Genomic DNA, 17343 nt, shown 5'->3' on the forward strand with positions numbered 1-17343 from the left:
CTGCTCTCCTCGAACCGATAGGGACGGCGAGGTGGGCAGTGCTACTACGAGCTGGGCAGTCCCCTCTTGAGCCACGCCTCGTCACGGTGCCCGGCGAAACGCAGTCCAGATGAGAGCCACACCCAAAGCTGAGTGAGCAGCCGCGATTGAGAGCGTCCCGCCAGACACCTGGATCGAGTCTGGCCAGACACCGATCCTGCGTGAAGTCTCTTAGTAGCCGCGATCCGAGTGCCACGGATGGTGACCACCTGCGTCCGGAGGGACGTCCGGACATGTCGATGAGCGTCCGGCCGGTCCGGCCCGTAACGCAGGACGGGGACGGGCCCGGCGCGGAGAGCGGTCCTCCGCGCCGGGCCGCGAGATCGGGTGGGGTCAGCTGGCCGCGCAGGTGGCCGTCGCGCCCGGGCCGGTGCCGGTGCCCTGGAAGCCGAAGTTGGTCGACTGCCGAGCGCCGACGTGTCCGTTGTAGCTCACGTTGGTGAACCGAACGGTCCCGCTGGCGCCGCTGGCCTGGGCGTTCCAAGCGCCGGTGATCGCGGCGCCCCCGGGCAGCGTGACGGTGACCGTCCAGCCGTTGATGTCCGCAGAGCCGGCAGTGACCGTCACGCTTGCGGTGAAGCCGCCGGACCACTGGTTGACCGCCACCGACGCGGAGCAGCCGTTACCGACCGGCGGCGTGGTGGTGGGGGGAGCGGTGGTCGGCGGCGCGGTCGTCGGCAGGGCCGTGGTCGGGGGAGTGGTGGTCGGCGGCGTGGTGGTCGGCGGTGCGGTGGTGGGTGGGTTGGGCGCATCGTTGGCCAGGCTGTAGGCCAGGTCGGGCTGGAACGAACCGGCCGTGTACCGGCAGCCGTCCGCCTCCCCCGGCGGCTTCACCCAGAGGTACGCGTCGATGTTGCTGTCGCCGGTGTTGGTCGTCGGGTACGTCCCGATGCGCCGGTCGGTGTTGTCGTCGGCGCACCAGTCCCCGCTGGCACCCCCGTTGCGGCTGGTGTCGATGACTTGGCGCTTGCCCGGGATGCCCATGCCGGAGAGGGCGGAGATGACCGCCCGGCCGAAGTTCGCCTCGCCCGAGGTGGAGTTGAAGTTGGACACGTTGGTGAAGAAGCCGTCGGCGTACTGTACGCCGGCTGCCCGGAGCCGGTTGGCCTGCTCGCTCGCGCTGTTCCAGGTGGAGTGGCCGCCGTCGAGGTACACCTTGGCGTTGGGGTTGGCCGACTTGATGGTCTGGGTGGCCGTCGTGAGCGCCTGGTTGCGCGCGCTGATCTCCCCGCTGCTCAGGCACGTCTGCAGGGCGAGCGAGTCGGTTTCCAGGATGATCATGACAGTCTGGTTGCCGAGTCCTCTGGCGAAGTTGGACACCCACGTCTGGTACTGGTTGAGGTCCGGCGCCCCGCCTGCGCTGGCCCCGCCGCAGTCCCGGTTGGTGATCTCGTACACCGAAAGCACGGGGATCTGCTGCGCCGCGTTGGCGGCACTGATGAACCCGGAAACCTCGGACTGCACGGTCGACGGGTTGAAGTTGGCGAACCAGCGGGCCTGCGGCTGACTCGCGATCTTGTCTCGGATGACGGCGGCACGCGAGTCGCCGGGATTGGCGGCGACCCAGCGGACAACGGCCGAGCTCGGGTCGCGGTAGAGCGACCCGGACACCGTGCCGGCGGAGGCGCCGCCCACCGCGAGGCCAACGCCGGCGGCGGCGATGCCCGCGATTGCCGCCACACTGATGGCCGCCGATCTGCGGCGCCGGGGGGAGAGGATAGCCACGACGTGTTTCCTCCTGATCACATAGATGCATCTAAGTCGGTGGGAGCGTTCCCATGGACGGTAGCGGAGGTGCGCCCCGCTGCCAAGATGTGAAGACTCGTCGATGAGGCAGCGACCGGCTGCCCGGGCGAACGGTGCAGACAATGCCGTCGTGAGCCCAGGCGTACCGTCGCTGCGCCCAGCAGGGTCGCGGCGGCCAGCGGCAGCCACAGCGCCGCCGCGCCCAGGCTGAGCAGACCGGTGACGATGATGGGATCGACGGCCCGGGCCAGGCCGTAGCTGAGCTGCCAGCGGGCGAGCGCGCGCCCCATCAGGTGTGGCGGTGCTGACTCGATCACCAGCGGAACACTGCTGCCGGTGTAGAGAATTTCACCCAGCGTGTAAGGCACGACGGCCAGCGCGACGAGCACCGTGCCGGGGCGGGCTCCGGTCGCTCCGCCGAGCCAGAAGGCGAGGTAGGAGGCGGCGAGCAACAGGCCCGACCAGAACAGCACGGTGCGGTGCGGCCACTTCGCCAGGCGCACTACCACGACCAGTTGCAGCGCAATCACCATGACGGTGTTGGCGACGAAGATGCCCGAGGACCACGCCAAGGACGCGTGCAGGCCCTGCACCAGCAGCAGCGGCAGGGCGATCTCGAGAATGTCGGCGTGAAACGCGTACGGAATGCCGGCCAGGGCAAGGGTGGTAACGGTGCGTAGGCCGGCGCCGCGCGCTTCCGTCGTTGCCGCAGCCGGGGCGGGGGCCGGAACATCGTGATGGGGCAGCGGCACCCGGGCGATCACCGCCGCGCCGAACGCGCACCCGAGCGCCGTCGCCAGCGCGAGCCAGCGGAGGACCTCCGGCCCGGTCGTGACCAGAATCGTACCGAGCAGGGCGCCGGCGCCCAGGCCGGCGTTGCGCAGCGAGCGGCCCGCGGCCAGCGCCGCCGCACGCTGGGCCGGGCCGGCGAGCGCGGCGACAAGCGCGGAGTTGGTGGGTGGAGCGATCTGCGTGCCGACGCCGATGAGCACCGCGCCGGTCGCGAATCCGGCAATGCCGGGTACCAGGGCGAGCAGCAGCGACCCCACCGCTCGCACCAGTAGGGCGGCGACGGCGGGGGCACGCCGCGCCCCGCGGTCGATCCACCATCCGGCGAGCGGGACGGCGCCGAGGCCGGCCAGCATGCCGACGGTCAGTGTCATTCCGGCCTGGGGCCCGCTGAGCCCGATCAGCACGGCGTAGATGACGATGAACGGGCGCAGCATCCCGGAGGTCGCTGCCTCGACAGTGGCGCTGAGCGCATAGCGGCCGCCGCCCGGGATGCGGACCAGTTCACGAAGCGTCGTACGGGTGGTCGTCACGGCTCCGATCGTCCGGCCACACGGCTGCCGAGGGATTCAGGTTGGCCAGCGTCGTGAATCCACGGCTCGTCGATTGACAAACGACGTCAATCGGTCTGCCCCGGCGCGCACCCCTGCCATGATCGGTACCGTGGTCACCTCGGTCGACATCGCCGGCGTACCAGCCGATCGGATCCGGATAACGCCGTCGCCGCTCGCGGAGCTCGGCGCGGTGCTGCACGTGCTCGCGGAGCCGCAGCATCATCCGGACACCGCCGCGGCGGTTGCCATGATGGCGGCTGCCCTTCCCGCAGAGCTGGCTCCGGAACTCGAGGAATTCGGTCTGCTCTGGCACTCCGGCCGGGCCGACTTTCTCTTCCCGTCCGATCCACGACCGAGCCTGCGCGAGGAACTGGACGACGTCGACCGCCTGGACGACGAGCGCTGGGTCGCTGCGGCGCTCGCCGCCCATCGGGCCGTCTCACCGGCGCCGCGAATGTGGTCGCCGCTGCGTGACCCGATCGTGCGGCAACGGGCGCTGGCCGCGGCCCGCGCCCGAGGGCCGCGGCAGGCGGCGTGGGCCGAGCGGGTGCTCGCCGATCCGGCCGCCGAGCGTGAGCGGGTACGACGCTTTCTGCTCGCCTGCGAGTCCGCCTTCTTCGGCACGGTCTGGAGACGCGTCCGCCCAGCGCTCGCCGAGGAAGCCGACCGTCGACGCTTCGACCTGGCCCGCGAGGGTATCGGCGCCCTCGGCCGGATCTCGCACGCAATCGGGGTCGACACCGAGCGGGGCGTTCTGACAATCGACAAGCTGCAGGACCAGACCGCAGACGGTCGCGGCGGCGGGATGACGCTCATCCCGAGCGCGTACGGCGCACCGCACATGACCGTCGTGTACGCGCCCGGCTGGCTGCCCGTGCTGCAGTACCCGGCACCGGGCTGGGACCCGCGCCCGGTGTTGCGGGTGGCCGAGCTGGATGCTCGGCTGACCGCGCTTGCGCACCCGTTGCGGTTACGTTTTTGCCGCACGCTCGCCCGAGGTCCGCACACGACCGGCGAGCTGGCCGACTTTTGGCGGGTCACGGCGCCGGAGGTGTCCAGGCACCTCGCGGTGCTGAAGGCCGCCGGGCTGCTGATCTCGGCGCGCCGGGGGCGCTACGTGACGTACCGCCTGGACATGGAGGCCTGCACCGGACTGGGGCAGCAACTGGTGGACATCCTCGGGCGCTGAACATCCTGCTCGCAGCCTCCGGCCAGCCGGCCCGGCGGGGGAGTGCCGCGGTCCTGCTCCCGACACCAGCCGGCAACATCCGCGCAGCAGACGATCAACCATCTGCACGACCTCCGGCTCCGAGTCGAACTCCCAGCGCAGCACCTTGCCGGCCTCGACCGCATGCAATCGCCTGCGCCTCGCCCGGAACTGGGCGCCGCGCGGACCCGCAGATCAGCCGACCGTGCTCCGGGATGAGGCGGTGCCGTAACTCTGGATCGCAGGCCGGCCGGAACCAACGACAGCCCGCCAGGGTGGCAGATGGCCGATATGCGCATGCCTGGATGCTCTCAGTGGGAAGATGCAGACGTGCGAAATGCGTCGACTGGAATGACCATGCCTCAGATCTCGCCGCTTACCGGCGAGCCGATCAAACGTGCCGACGCCGAGCGGCTCGCGGGGGTCCTCAAGGCCCTCGCGGACCCCGCCCGGCTGCGCCTGCTCAGCCTGATCCAGTCGTCCCCCGAGGGGGAGGCGTCCGTCTCCGATCTGACCGCGCCGCTCGGGCTCTCGCAGCCCACGGTCAGTCACCACCTGCGCATCCTCACCGAGGCCGGCTTGCTGGAGCGGGAGAAGCGCGGTGTCTGGGCGTACTACCGACTGGTGCCGGCCGCGATCGCGATGATCGCGGATCTGCTGACTCCGCCGCGGAAGCGAGCGGCGCGGAAGACCCGCTGACGCTTCACCGATCTGACCGGCATCGGCCTCCGAGGTCTTGCGGCCCCACAGCCTCTCGCGACGCGCGTCTGCGACCGGCACGAGGGGCAGCGCCTGTTCCGGCGGCCGTGGGCGCGGTACGACGGAACAGGGGCAACCGGCAGATCGCCCACGCGGTCGACCGCGTGCTCCGCCCGATCGACCTGCGCGGACCCGGTCTGGTCGGCGCCCGGCGCACACGCCGGCCGCGGACCCACGACCGCGACGCGCGCCGGACCGGGTCAGCGGAACTGGAGCCGGTTGACCGTGTCGAAGAACCGGGCACCGAGCGGCGGTGACCAGGTAGCGGGTGCGGGGCCGGCGGGCGGTCACGGCCCGCTCGATCACTCGCGCCACGGTGTCCGGCGTCGCCGACAGAAGCTTGTTCTCGGCACCTCCACCGTGCTGACATGCTCGGCAACCGCGTGGCCCCCGGGCCGCTCGACCGGTACCTGGCCCGCACCGGATGCGAGTCCCAGCAGACGGGCCACCCCGCCGACCGCGACCATTCTCATTGCTGGCCGGGCTGGGGCGTGGGTGCTGCCGTCAGACTCGTGGTCATCATCGTGACAACTTTCTGATGGCCTAGCAGGCCGCGCCGTGGAGCCGCCTCACGGTAAAGGGGCGCCTAACCCGGTGAACCATCGCTCGGCATCGGGCTCATTGTTCAGCCCGACAAGGCGGGACGTTGTGCAGGTACGCGATGCCGCATGCCTCACCGCCCGATGTGCTCTCATGTCTGGGGCGGCATCTTGGGTCGCCTTCCTCACCTTCGCGTTGAGTGCCTGCACCGAACGGAGATGGTTGTGCAACCGACGTGGCTCGTGATGCTTGCGTGGGCCTCGCTCCTTGTGGTGTTGGCCAGCACCGCCGTTGTCGCTGTTGACCAATTTGTTCTCGGATATCGTCAGCCGGTCAAGATCATGGAGATAGTCTGGCCGGCAACCGCCCTCTACCTCGGCCCGGCAGCCGTCCTGAGCTACCGAAAATGGGGTAGACCCCAGTCTCCCCGGTGGTTGGATCGGCACGGCAACCCGCCCCCGGCGTCGCGACATGCTCCCACGACAATCCAAACTTATCATTGTGCAACGCACTGCACTCTGGGTGTCATCATTGCTACGCCTATCACCTACGGCGTGGGCATCGAAATATTCGGCAGCACCCTGTGGCCCGAAGTCGTCGGCGATTATGTAGGCGCAGTGGTCATCGGTGTTGCATTTCGCTACTCTACTGAGGCTCACACGGGTGGTCGAAGGGCATGGGCCGCAATGCGGAAATTTCTCCGAGGCGACCTGCTGACCGTGTCCGTCTTCGAGTTCGCCCTATTGGTTTGGCTGGCGCTGATGCATCTCCGTGTTTTCCACGAGACCCTGCAGCCCAGTAGTCCGGTTTTTTGGCTCATTATCCAGGTCGGGTTGATCATCGGCTTCTTCGCCGCTTGGCCGCCAACCTGGTTGCTGATCCGCCGCGGCATCAAGACGGAATTGCTGGGCACGCCGCAGTAGGTGGTAATGCGCGCCATGAGCCGGAGGGGGCACGTTGAGCCAACGGGCGATGTTGAGAACCTCAATGGCCAGGTGATCAGCTGGCTGCCCCGCCGCTCATCGCGATGTCGCCGTTGAGACCAGAGGGGTAGAAGCCCCCGGAACTCGCCGGGCTCGCGTTGAGGTAAACGATATTCAGGATCGCCTCGGCCGAGCGGCCGTAGGCGATGCCGTTGGCGTCCGTCGGGATGAGGTTCGCCTCGGTGCTGGTGCCGATGCCCTGGTCGTCGTCGACCGGTCCGTCGAGACTGTTGCGGGCGTCGGAGAGCTTCTGCACGCCCGCGAAGACGGCATCGTCGATCATGCCTTCGTTGTAGAGCGCGGAGCGGACGATCCCGGCGTGGTACGCCTCCGTAGCGAGCAGACCCGCGGCAGCGTCCAGGTAGGTCTTGTTGGACAGCAGCGGTGCCGCGCCCTTGAAAGCGGAGACGCCGACGTCTTCGAACAGGAACGCGGCGAACAGAAAGTTGAGATCGTTGGCGTACGGGTCGAACATCTCGCCCGACTTGATGAGCCCGGCCGCGGTGGCCGCCGCGGTGAAGCTCGTGTCGAGGGAGATCTTCGGACGGGAAACGGCGTGCTCCCCGAGGGCGGACCGCAGGAAGGCCACATGCTGCTGCTCGTCGGAGGCGATCTCTCGTGCGAACTTGCGCACTGTCGGGTTGCTGAAGTTGACCATGCCCCCGCCGCTCACCTCACCCCGGGTGCCGGTACCGGTTGTCATCTCGTCCGGCAGTCCCTGCCCGGTGGTGGCGCGAAGGTAGAACTCGGCTTCGAGGTATTCGAGGTTGAGGGCGAAGTTCAGGATCGTCGCGTCACTTGGCCCCGAGCCATCCGGCGATTGCGCTGCAGGATTCGTCGGGTCTGTCATCGACGAGAGCTTCTGTCGATCGTCATCCGACTCCGCACTGCGCGACACCGCCTCTTTGATGAACTTCTTTACCATGGAAGTCGACCCCCGTTCCGATCCACGACACGCCGGATGTTCCATCGATATGTGGCCGATGCGCCGCGCGCTGAATGCCGTCGCCGCTGACGCTAGTGCGTGGCTGTGTCGGCCGTACTTCTTCCGAAGAACCTTCATCCTTGGGAGGTGCACGGCGGGGATGGGCGGTCGTCGATGTGACTGAGAGAGGCAGCGTGAACTGATTCAGGTGGTGTCCAGGTGACCACGCTGGTGCAGGACGAACAGCAGCGCCATGGCCGGCACGACGAGCAGCAGCGCCGCGGCGGCGACAAGGGTGAGCGACGCCAGGGTGGCGTCGGGAGCGGCGGCCTCGTCGATGCGGAGGTGGGTGCCCAGCAGGTACGGGTACTGCGCGACACCCCAGCCCGCCACCACCGTGCCGGCCGCGCCGACGGCGAGCGCCTGCAGCAACCGCGGCGCCGCCCGATGCAGCAGCGCGATGCTGGCCAGCCCGCACGCCGCGGAGATCAGCACCAAGGGCAGGCCGCGGCTGGTCAGCCCGTCGAACAGGCGGCCGGCGTCGGCGTGCAGGATGGCGATCCCCGCCAGCGCCACGGCCCCGGTCGTCACGGCGCTGGCCTGGGCCCGACGGCGGAACCAGCCCTCCAGGCGGGCGTCAGCGCGCGTGCGGGCTTCGGCGGTGAGGAACACCGCGGCGACGAACGCGCACACCCCGACCGCGAGCACCCCGCCGAGCAGCGACGTCGGGTTGACCCAGCTCGTCACGGGATCGCCGTGCCCGTCGGCGGGCACCCGCCCGGAGGCGATTCCACCGGCGACCGTACCGAGGAAGAACGGCGTGATCACCGACGAGGCGGCGAACGCCGCCCCGGTCGCCCGCTGCTGGTCGGTCTTCACCACCACCTTCCGGAACGCGAACCCGCTGCCGCGGACCACGATGCCCAGAGCGGCGAGGCCGAGCGGGATGTAGAGCGTGGTCATGATCGCGGCGAACGCGGCCGGGAAGCCCGTCCATAGCATCACCAGGCAGAAGATCAGCCATACGTGGTTGGCCTCCCACACCGGCGCCAACGTCTGATCGATCAGGTGCCGTGAGTTTCGCCCGCGTCCCGCACCACCGGCGGTGAGATCCCAGAACCCGGCACCGTAGTCCGCGCCACCGAGCACGGCGTAGGCGGTGACGCCGATGAACAACACGACGGCGGCGAACGTACTCATGCATGACCTGCCGCCGGCGTGGCCTCCGGGCCCCGGGCCGGGCCGTAGGGCACGTCCGTCTCGGTCGCCCCGCCCTGGTCGCGCCAGCGGCGGCGCAGTAGCCGCAGGACGTACACGGTGGTGGCGCCGACCGCGACGTACAGCGCCACGGTGGCGGTGAAGAACAGCCACAGGTTGCCGGACGTGGTGACCGCGTCCCGGGTGAGGAGGTGACCGACGACCGTCCACGGCTGCCGGCCGACCTCGGTGACCACCCAGCCCGCCTCCAGCGCCACCACCGCGAGCACCCCACTGATCGTGGTCGCCCGCAGGAACCACCTGCTGCGCGGCAGGTCACGGCGTCGCCACCAGGCCAGGGCGTACCAGGCGGAGAGGCCCAGCAACGCCGTGCCGATACCGACCATCACGTCGAAGCTCAGGTGGACGATCGCGACCAGCCGGTCCGGCGGCCGCACCTCGGCAGGGATGGCGTCCAGTCCCTGGATGCGGGTGGACGGCGAGTAGCCGGACAACAGCGACGCCCCCGAGGGAATCTTGATGCCGCCGTGCACCTTCCCGTTCGCGTAGAAGCCGCCCAGCACCTCCGGCACGTGGGTGCCTGTGGTCGGTACGGCCTCGATCGCGGCGAACTTTGCCGGTTCGTTCCGGTAGACCTCGCGCGCGGCGAGGTCGCCGACGAAGATCTGCACCGGGGTGACCAGCGCCGCGACGGTCAGCGGTATCGCCAGGCCGAGCCGGTGGTACCGGTCGCGGCGGCCGCGCAGCATCCCGGCGGCGTACACGCCGGCGACGACGAACCCGGCGACCATGTACGCGGCCAGCAGCATGTGGAGGGCCTCGTACCAGAATGCCCCGTTGAAGATCACCTCCAGCGGGCGGACCTCCACGATCTTGCCGTCCCGCATGGTGAATCCGCCCGGCTGGTTCATCCACGCGTTCGCCGCGACCACCGACAGCGTGCCGCCGATCCCGGACAGGACCACCGGCACACCGGTCCAGAAGTGCGGCCACGGCCGCATCCGCCGCCACCCGAAGACGTAGATGGCGACGAAGATCGCCTCCAGGAAGAAGAACAGACCCTCGATCGCGAACGGGATGCCGAACGCCGCGCCGTAGGCGCCCATCAGACGCGGCCAGAGCAGCCCGAGCTCGAACGACAGCACCGTCCCGGACACCGCGCCGACGGCGAACAGCACCGCCGCCACCTGCGACCAGCGGCGGGCCAGCAGCAGCGCGGTCTCGTCGTTCCGACGAATGCCCCGGGCGTTCGCGATCAGCATCAGGAAGGTGAAGGCCACCCCGAACGGCACCAGGATGATGTGGAAGCCGAGAGTGAAGGCCATCTGCTCCCGGGCCGGCAGCAGCTGCGCCGGATCGGCCGGCACCAGAGCGGCGCCGACCGTCACCAGTGACAGACCAGCCATGGCCCGTGCTACCCGGTCACGGCTGCCGCAAACGTACCGATGGGGTGAGGATCGGGCAGAGCGCAGGGTAACGGGCGGCCCCCGGGGGCCCGCAGCCGCAGTGCCTAGTCAGCGACGTGGATGACGATCTTCCCTCGGCGTTTGGCCGTCTCAAGCGCCTCGTAACCTGAGCGCGTCTCGCTGAGGGGCACCACCCTGTCCAGCACCGGCCTCAACTGACCGTTGTCGACGAGCTCGGCGATGGAACGCAGCGCGTTCCGGTCGGGCTCGACGATGAAGTACACCCCGCGTACGCCATGCCGGGCTGCTTCCTGCTGGTCGGGTGGGGTCACGAGGGTGACCAGCACACCGCCCGACTTCAGGACCGACCAGGACCGCGACTGGGTGGCTCCTCCGACGAGATCAACGACCACGTCGACGTCGCGAACGTGATCCTCGAAACGGTCGTGCGCGTAGTCGATGACCTGCTCGGCACCCAGACCCTTGACGAATTCCACGTCGGCCGCCGCCGCCGTGGCGCTGACGCGAGCACCGAGACCGGCCGCGAGTTGCACCACGTAGATCCCCACGCCGCCGGCGCCGCCCTGCACCAGCACGTGCTGACCGGCCTGCAGGTCGGCGTGGTCCACCAGCGCCTGCCACGCTGTCAACGCGGCCAAGGGGAGCGCTGCGGCGTGGTCGTGATCAACGCTGGCGGGTTTGGCCGCCAGGACGGCCGCGGGCAGGGCGACGTACTCGGCGGCAGCGCCATCGCTGGTGAAAGGGATCAACCCGTAGACGGCCTCTCCCTCGGCGGGGCTCTCCACCCCCGCCCCGCACGCCGCGACGACGCCGGCGAACTCATGCGACGGGATGATCGGAGTGCGCTCAGGCCCTGACCCGTCCGAGCTGTGCGTCCACGTCTGCGGCCAGGTGAGCTCAGTGGGTGTCATGGAGGCAGCCTTCACCGCCACCAACACCTCACCGGGCCCCGGCTCAGGCCGCGGCGCCTCCTCGTACACGAGCTGCTCCGGCCCGCCTCTGGTGTGAGCTCTCACGGCGTGCATCGTGCTCATCCGACGACTGCCCCCTCCCGGCCACATGTTGATCGGCCCGCCGGCCGCCGCTGGGGACAAGCCGGAGGCCAACTCCCGCATTATCGGGCGGTTCGGCAGCGCGGCGGTGGGACTTCCGTAACCCTTGCCCCTTCGGTTCAGATGCGCGGAATCAGGGACGTCGTACGCGATCTAGCGTCCGCTCCGGCCGGTGGGACGTCAGGGCGGTGAGGTGCGCGCGCCCTCGGTGCGTGTGGCGGGTTCAAGCGGGTAATGGTCCCCAGCACGCCGACCGTCGACACAGCGACTAGGAGCGAGCGATGGGCACACGACACGCCTCGGCCGATGACGTCGCTTCCGTAGGCCTCTCGGTCCTGCGCTCCGCACTGGCGGCGAACATCCTGTGGATCGGTGCCCTCAAGTTCAAGCAGTACGAGGTCGAGAATGACGAGCCCCTGGTCACCTCGAGTCCGCTGTTCTCCCGGTTCCGCGCGAAGCTGGGCGCCCGAAAGCTCAACCGACTCATCGGGGTCACGGAGATCACCGTAGGCTCCCTGATCGCCGCGAAGCCGGTGGCGCCCAGAGCGTCGGCGATCGGTAGCTTCGGGGCGGTCGGGATGTTCCTCACCACCCTCAGCTTCCTGGCCACGACGCCCGAGGCTCGGCAGGAAGGGCAGGGAGTCTTGAGTCTTTCCCAGCTGGGCCAATTCCTGTTGAAGGACACAGTGCTCCTCGGTGCCGCCCTCATGACAGCTGCCGAGTCGCTGCGCGCCGCCCGCTCCTGCTAAGCCTCTCGGCGAGCGCCCGATGCGTACGGTTCTGAACTCGCCATGCTGGCTCTGCCGGCCGTGCCGATGTGCGGGTTGCGGGCAGCGAGGACAGTGAGCAGGGCGGCGACGATGGCGAGTCCGCCGTATCCGAGGACGATTTGCGATAGCGCGAAGGTCTTCGATAGTTCCCCGGAAATGAGGCTGGGGAAGGCGGCGCCGCTGTAGCAGAGGACGTAGATCAGGCTGAAGATCGGTGCCCGGTCGGCCAGGCTGCTGTCGTGCAGCAGGCCGCGGGTGGCGGCGCTGATGGCGATGCCTTGACCGGCACCGGCGACGACGGTTGCGGCGACGAACAACGCCAGGGTGCCGATGGTGATCGCGGTGATGATGCCGATCCACCCGGCCAGGAAGATGATCATGCCGATGCGTTGGGCCGCCGCGGATTTGAACCGCCCGCCGAGGGGAGCGCCGAGAACGCTGGGGGCCATGTAGGCGGCGAACACCAGTCCGAGGACGAGCGGGCTGTGAGTGTGGAGCTGATCGTCGACCAGCGCGGGCACGAAGGCCTGGTAGAAGGCCCCGGTCGCCCAGGTGGCCAGGAACACCGCCGCCGCGACAGGGAGCAGATGCCTGACCCGGGCCGGTACGCGGACCCGCGGTGACAGCGATCGCCACGCGCCCGCCGTTGGCCTTGCGGTTTCCGGGCTGATGACGATGAGCGCGGCGGACAGTACGAGGAGACCGGAGCAGACCAGGTAGATGAGGTCGCGTGGCCAGGGACCGAACTGGACCAGAGCGCCGGAGGTGATGGCACCGAGGGTGAGGCCGAGCATGGGTCCCTGGCTGGAGGCGACGGCGGCCAACCACTGCGGCCTGTTGGGTGCGGCGTCGACGATGTAGGAGGTGAGGCTGCTGCTGGCCAAGCCGGTACCCACCCCCATCAGCAGCCGACCGGCCAGCAGGGTGCCGATGTCGTGTACCTGCAGCAGCAGCAGACAGCCCAGCAGGAGCAGGCCGAGGCTGGCGATCGCGGTGCGCCGTCGACCCAGATGATTGGACAGTCGCCCCAGCACCAACAGTGCGGCGATCGTGCCGACGGCGGTGGTGACGACGGCCATCGAGATGCCGGCGTTGGTGAACCCGTCCTCAGCCCGGTAGACGTTGAAGAGGGGGATCGGCGCGGCCGACGCGGCAAACGTGGCCACCAGGGAGACCACCGCAGATGAGAACGCCAGCCGGAGCGTCCCGCCCCGGCCAGCCGGGTTGATCACTGGTGCCATGCGTTGCATCGATACGTGCCTTCTCCTTGGTCTGAACCGGCCCCAGAGTTTCTGGAGGCTTCGGGTGGATGCGCAGACACTCGACCGGTCCGCTGAGGTGTGCCCTACGAGTCGTCCGACCCCGACCACGTCGCTGACGTTCATGCAGGAGGGCCTGATAGCTGGCCCCGAGTCATGGACGAACGCGGATGACCGTCTTCCCCTTGGTCCGCTCGGTCGGGTTGAGAGCGGCGACGGCGTCGTCGAGGGCGGCCACGGTGCCGATGTTCGTCCGCACGCGTCCGTCCCGGACCCGCCGGACGATCTCACCCAGCTGGGCGCGGTCGGACACGACGACGAAGTCGATCGCCAGGCCCTCAGCGGGCCGCGCCTCCGGCGGGCCGGTGACGGTCACCAGCGTCCCTCCGGCTCGAACCAGACCCGCAGACCGCTTCTGGATGTCGCCGCCGATGACATCGAAGACCAGATCGACTCCGCCGACGTCTTCCAGGGTGTCGCTGTCGAGGTCGACGAACTCGTGCGCGCCGTAGTCGACTGCGGTCTGCCGGCCGCTGGCACGTCCGGTGCCGATGACGTAGGCGCCGGCCTGACGGGCGAGTTGCGTCGCCATCGAGCCGACTGCGCCGGCCGCGCCATGCACCAGGATGCTCTGCCCCGCCAGGAGGTGGCCGTGATCGAACAGCCCCTGCCACGCGGTCAGGCCCGCCATCGCGACGCCGGCGCCCACCGTGAAGTCAACGTCGCCGGGCAGCGGCGCAAGGTTGCGCGCCTCGACGACGACATACTCCGCCAGTGTGCCGTCGCGAGTCCAGTCCGTCAGGCCGAACACCCGCTGTCCCACCGACAACCCGGTTGTTCCATAGCTGAGAGCGGTGACCACCCCCGCCACCTCGTGGCCGGGGATCGACGGCGTCCGGTCACGGCCGAGGCGATCGATCCAGGTCGAGGGCCACTCCAGCTCATTCCCGGTGAATCCCGATCCATGAACGGCAACGACGACATCGCCGTAGTTCGCGCCCTCAAGGCTGGCCAGCGCTGCCGCGTCCGGCTCGGGCCGCTCCACGAGCCTCATCCCCGCCGTTCCCGCGGCCCGGTCCGTCACCACGATCGCTTTCATCCGACTACCTCTCTCAGTAACGGTCCTGGTCTGTCCGCGCCCTTGCCGATGGCCCCGGATGATCTTCTTGCCCCTGGTCGTTCGGTCGCCTTGACGGCGGCGTCGCCATCGTCGAGGGCCGCGACGGCGCCGGTGTCGGTCCGCAGCCGACGGTCCCGGACCTGCCGGCGGCTCGAGCGGTCTGCGATTGCGCCGGTGGGCGGGGCCACCCAGGCCGTCAGCAGGCGGGTTCAGGACACGTGGGTGTGTCCCTGGGCTGCTCCCGGGTGCTCGGGGTCGATGAGGTCGGCGTACGCGGGGTTGTGGTCGATGAAGGTGCGCACGACCGGGCACATGATGGTGACCGTCTTGCCTCGCCCACGCACGTCGTTCAAGACGCGTCGGATCAGCTCGGTGGCGATGCCCTGTCCGCGGAATTCGGGGATCACCGACGTGGCCAGCAGCACGAGCCGGTCGTTGCCGGCGACGTTGTAGGGCAGCCCGGCCACCTCTCGGTCCCCGACGGTGGCGCCGTAGATGCCGAGTTTCTCGTCGTTGACGACGTGCAGGTCGAACGCGGGGGCGTGGGGCTCGCCGATCACCTCGTCGATGAGGACGGCCTGGTCCTGGTGGAGGGTGCCGTCCTCGTCGGGGTGTCCGGCCTCGTCCGGGTACGCGAAGGCGTAGTGGGCCGGCTCGGCAGCGTCGGTCATGGAGAGTTCGCCTTCGTTGATGGTCATCAGATCACTTCCGGGTCGTGGCGGTAGTCGTGCTCGCCCAGCCGCATGTCGTCGAAGGGGAGGCGAAAGCCATCGACGCACCTCGCGCTCCTGAGTCCTTACGGGCGAACGCGGATGATCGTCTTTCCCGTCATCCGCTCGGTCCGGTTGAAGGCGGCGACGGCGTCGTCGAGGGCCGCGACGGTGCCGATGTTCGTCCGCAGCCGGCCATCCCTGATCCGCTGGACGACCTCACCCAGCTGCGCGCGATCGGCCTCGACAACGAAATCAACCGTCAGGCCGTCCGCCGGCTGCGCTTCGGGCGGGCCAGCAATGGTCACCAGCGTTCCTCCCGCTCGGACCAGGCCCGCGGAGCGCTTCTGGATGTCGCCACCGATCACGTCGAAGACCAGATCGACGCCGGTGACGTCTTCCAGGGTGTCGTTGTCGAGGTCGACGAACTCCTGCGCGCCGAAGTCGAGCGCGGTCTGGCGGTCGGCGGCCCGTCCGGTGCCGATGACGTAGGCGCCGGCCTTTCTGGCGAGCTGGGTCACCATCGAGCCGACTCCACCGGCCGCACCATGTACGAGGACGGCCTGCCCCGCCTGGAAACGGCCGTGCACGAACAGTCCCTGCCACGCGGTCAGGCCTGAAATCGGCAGGCTCGCGCCCACCGTGAAGTCGACGTCGCCGGGCAGCGGCGCGAGGTTGCGTGCCTCGACGGCGGCGTACTCCGCCAGGGTGCCGTCGCGGTTCCAGTCCGTGAGGCCGAACACCCGCTGTCCCACCGACAGTCCCGTCGTGCCATACCCGAGGGCGCTGACCACTCCGGCCAGCTCGTGCCCGGGGATCGACGGCGTCCGGTCCCGGCCAAGCCGATCGGTCCAGGTCGAGGGCCACGTCAGCTCACCCGGAGTGAATCCCGACGCATGAACCTGGACAACGACGTCGTTCAGCGCCGGCTTCGGGTCAGGCCGCTCCACCAGCGTCATCCCGGCCATTCCCGCTGCCTGGTCCGTCACGACGATCGCCTTCATGGGAACTGTCTCCTCGGTCATTTGTCTCTCTGGTGCCGATGCGGCAGGCGGGGAAAGCCCGTTTCGGCGTCTGATGGCCAGGGGTTACCGGGACGCAGCCGGCCGGTCTGGCCAGCGCCGGCTTGCCACGTGCCTCGCTGAACACGCGTCGCTCACAGCGGACGCGAAGGATCGTCTTGCCAGTCGGGCGCCCCGAACGTAGCTGCGCGAAAACTGGTCTGTCAAGTCCAGTTGAGGGGCAGCAGGATGCTATAGTGAGGGCGATTCAACGCAGGTCATACGGTACGACTGAGGCACCCAGTCGACCAGTCCCGGACATTGTTTCCGGACTCCGCAGTCCAATTCCGAGCGGTCGGCGGTTGCAACCCGCACATTAGGTGCATTTCGCCTGATCCCGTAGCTTCGCACCCAAAGGGCGGGAAGTGAGAGCTGTGCACCAGCGGGCCCTGGAGAACGCCGGGTACGGCGAATGCCGCACGCTGTTCATCGAGTGACACCAACGACAAGTAGGGAGACGACGTGACCACCGAAAAGGCGATCCTCGCAGGCGGCTGCTTCTGGGGGATGGAGGAGCTGTTCCGCCGCCAGCCCGGCGTCGTTTCCACGCGCGTCGGTTACAGCGGCGGAGACGTCCCGAACGCCACCTACCGCAACCACGGAACCCACGCGGAGTCCATTGAGGTCGTCTACGACACCGAGAAGACCGACTTCCGCGCGCTGCTCGAGTTCTTCTTCCAGATCCACGACCCCTCGACGAAGAACCGCCAGGGCAACGACATCGGCACCAGCTACCGCTCGGCGATCTTCTACACGAGCGACGAGCAGAAGCGGGTCGCCGAGGACACGATCGCCGACGTCGACGCCTCGGGCCTGTGGCCCGGTAAGGTCGTCACCGAGGTCACCCCGGCAGGCGACTTCTGGGCGGCTGAGCCCGAGCACCAGAACTACCTGCAGACCTACCCCAACGGTTACACCTGCCACTTCCCCCGCCCCGGGTGGAAGCTCCCGAAGCGGGCGACGGCCTGACACCTCCGGCGCGCGGACCCCGGGTCCGCGCGCCGGCCGGGGCCAGGTGCCAGCGACAGGATGAGGACCGAATAGTCCGGGAAAGCCTCACCCTGTCGATGATCGCGGGGACCTGGCACCCGTTCGACCCAGATGGCCGCGCGCTTCATCATTCACCAGGACGCGAATGCGGCATGCCGCCGAGCGGACTTCAAGGTCCCATTTTCCAGGGATTA

At 69.0% G+C, this 17343-nt stretch carries 15 protein-coding genes and 1 pseudogene; 6 read left to right on the forward strand and 10 right to left on the reverse strand.

Features of this window, described 5'->3' with window-relative positions:
- Positions 1 to 372: 372 nt before the first annotated feature.
- On the reverse strand, positions 373 to 1764 hold the full coding sequence (locus NFX44_RS13870; RefSeq protein WP_262283944.1) for a glycoside hydrolase family 6 protein: 1392 nt from the start codon (positions 1762 to 1764) through the stop codon (positions 373 to 375).
- A 17-nt stretch (positions 1765 to 1781) separates the two neighbouring features.
- Positions 1782 to 3107, reverse strand: a complete 1326-nt coding sequence (locus tag NFX44_RS13875; RefSeq protein ID WP_262283945.1) for an MFS transporter — start codon at positions 3105 to 3107, stop codon at positions 1782 to 1784.
- A gap of 130 nt (positions 3108 to 3237) precedes the next feature.
- Here NFX44_RS13875 and NFX44_RS13880 point away from each other — a divergent pair, with 130 nt between their 5' ends.
- The 4 genes and pseudogenes from NFX44_RS13880 to NFX44_RS13890 all read left to right on the forward strand — a co-directional run bounded on the left by NFX44_RS13880 (position 3238) and on the right by NFX44_RS13890 (position 6557).
- A complete protein-coding gene (locus tag NFX44_RS13880) occupies positions 3238 to 4317 on the forward strand; it encodes a DUF5937 family protein (RefSeq protein WP_262283946.1) in 1080 nt (359 codons plus the stop codon).
- 375 nt (positions 4318 to 4692) lie between these two features.
- A complete protein-coding gene (locus NFX44_RS13885; protein ID WP_262283947.1) occupies positions 4693 to 5034 on the forward strand; it encodes a helix-turn-helix transcriptional regulator in 342 nt (113 codons plus the stop codon).
- Positions 5035 to 5439: 405 nt separating this feature from the next.
- Positions 5440 to 5537: pseudogene (locus NFX44_RS33245) on the forward strand (short-chain dehydrogenase); the annotation flags it as partial.
- A 438-nt stretch (positions 5538 to 5975) separates the two neighbouring features.
- On the forward strand, positions 5976 to 6557 hold the full coding sequence (locus NFX44_RS13890) for a DUF4396 domain-containing protein (protein WP_262284281.1): 582 nt from the start codon (positions 5976 to 5978) through the stop codon (positions 6555 to 6557).
- 76 nt (positions 6558 to 6633) lie between these two features.
- On the opposite strand, the gene NFX44_RS13895 is transcribed toward NFX44_RS13890, so the two are convergent.
- From NFX44_RS13895 to NFX44_RS13910, 4 genes are all read right to left on the reverse strand, one after another.
- A complete protein-coding gene (locus NFX44_RS13895; protein WP_262283948.1) occupies positions 6634 to 7542 on the reverse strand; it encodes a ferritin-like domain-containing protein in 909 nt (302 codons plus the stop codon).
- A gap of 204 nt (positions 7543 to 7746) precedes the next feature.
- A complete protein-coding gene (locus tag NFX44_RS13900; protein WP_262283949.1) occupies positions 7747 to 8742 on the reverse strand; it encodes a cytochrome d ubiquinol oxidase subunit II in 996 nt (331 codons plus the stop codon).
- Positions 8739 to 10166: a cytochrome ubiquinol oxidase subunit I gene (locus tag NFX44_RS13905; protein WP_262283950.1), complete on the reverse strand. Its 1428-nt coding sequence runs from the start codon at positions 10164 to 10166 to the stop codon at positions 8739 to 8741. The genes NFX44_RS13900 and NFX44_RS13905 overlap by 4 nt, the downstream gene beginning before the upstream one ends.
- A gap of 104 nt (positions 10167 to 10270) precedes the next feature.
- Positions 10271 to 11167, reverse strand: coding sequence for an NADP-dependent oxidoreductase (locus tag NFX44_RS13910; RefSeq protein ID WP_262283951.1), 897 nt, complete (start codon positions 11165 to 11167; stop codon positions 10271 to 10273).
- 353 nt (positions 11168 to 11520) lie between these two features.
- On the opposite strand from NFX44_RS13910, the gene NFX44_RS13915 reads away from it, so the two are divergent.
- The gene (locus NFX44_RS13915; RefSeq protein WP_262283952.1) at positions 11521 to 11988 is read left to right on the forward strand and encodes a YkgB family protein; all 468 of its coding nucleotides are present in this window, start codon (positions 11521 to 11523) and stop codon (positions 11986 to 11988) included.
- On the opposite strand, the gene NFX44_RS13920 is transcribed toward NFX44_RS13915, so the two are convergent.
- The 4 genes from NFX44_RS13920 to NFX44_RS13935 form a co-directional block, all read right to left on the reverse strand.
- A complete protein-coding gene (locus NFX44_RS13920) occupies positions 11985 to 13250 on the reverse strand; it encodes an MFS transporter (protein ID WP_262283953.1) in 1266 nt (421 codons plus the stop codon). The two genes, NFX44_RS13915 and NFX44_RS13920, sit on opposite strands and share 4 nt — an antisense overlap.
- A gap of 172 nt (positions 13251 to 13422) precedes the next feature.
- Entirely contained in the window at positions 13423 to 14367 is a 945-nt protein-coding gene (locus NFX44_RS13925) for an NADP-dependent oxidoreductase (RefSeq protein ID WP_262283954.1), read from the reverse strand.
- 230 nt (positions 14368 to 14597) lie between these two features.
- Positions 14598 to 15086 (reverse strand): GNAT family N-acetyltransferase, encoded by a 489-nt coding sequence (locus NFX44_RS13930; protein ID WP_262283955.1) that lies wholly within the window; start codon positions 15084 to 15086, stop codon positions 14598 to 14600.
- A gap of 98 nt (positions 15087 to 15184) precedes the next feature.
- On the reverse strand, positions 15185 to 16102 hold the full coding sequence (locus NFX44_RS13935) for an NADP-dependent oxidoreductase (RefSeq protein ID WP_262283956.1): 918 nt from the start codon (positions 16100 to 16102) through the stop codon (positions 15185 to 15187).
- Between the two features lie 519 nt (positions 16103 to 16621).
- Between NFX44_RS13935 and msrA the strand changes: the two genes are divergently transcribed.
- A complete protein-coding gene (msrA, locus tag NFX44_RS13940; RefSeq protein ID WP_262283957.1) occupies positions 16622 to 17128 on the forward strand; it encodes a peptide-methionine (S)-S-oxide reductase MsrA in 507 nt (168 codons plus the stop codon).
- Positions 17129 to 17343: the final 215 nt, after the last annotated feature.

It is taken from the genome of Micromonospora sp. MA102 (assembly GCF_025460765.1).
In the GTDB taxonomy this organism is placed as follows: Bacteria; Actinomycetota; Actinomycetes; order Mycobacteriales; family Micromonosporaceae; genus Micromonospora; species Micromonospora halotolerans.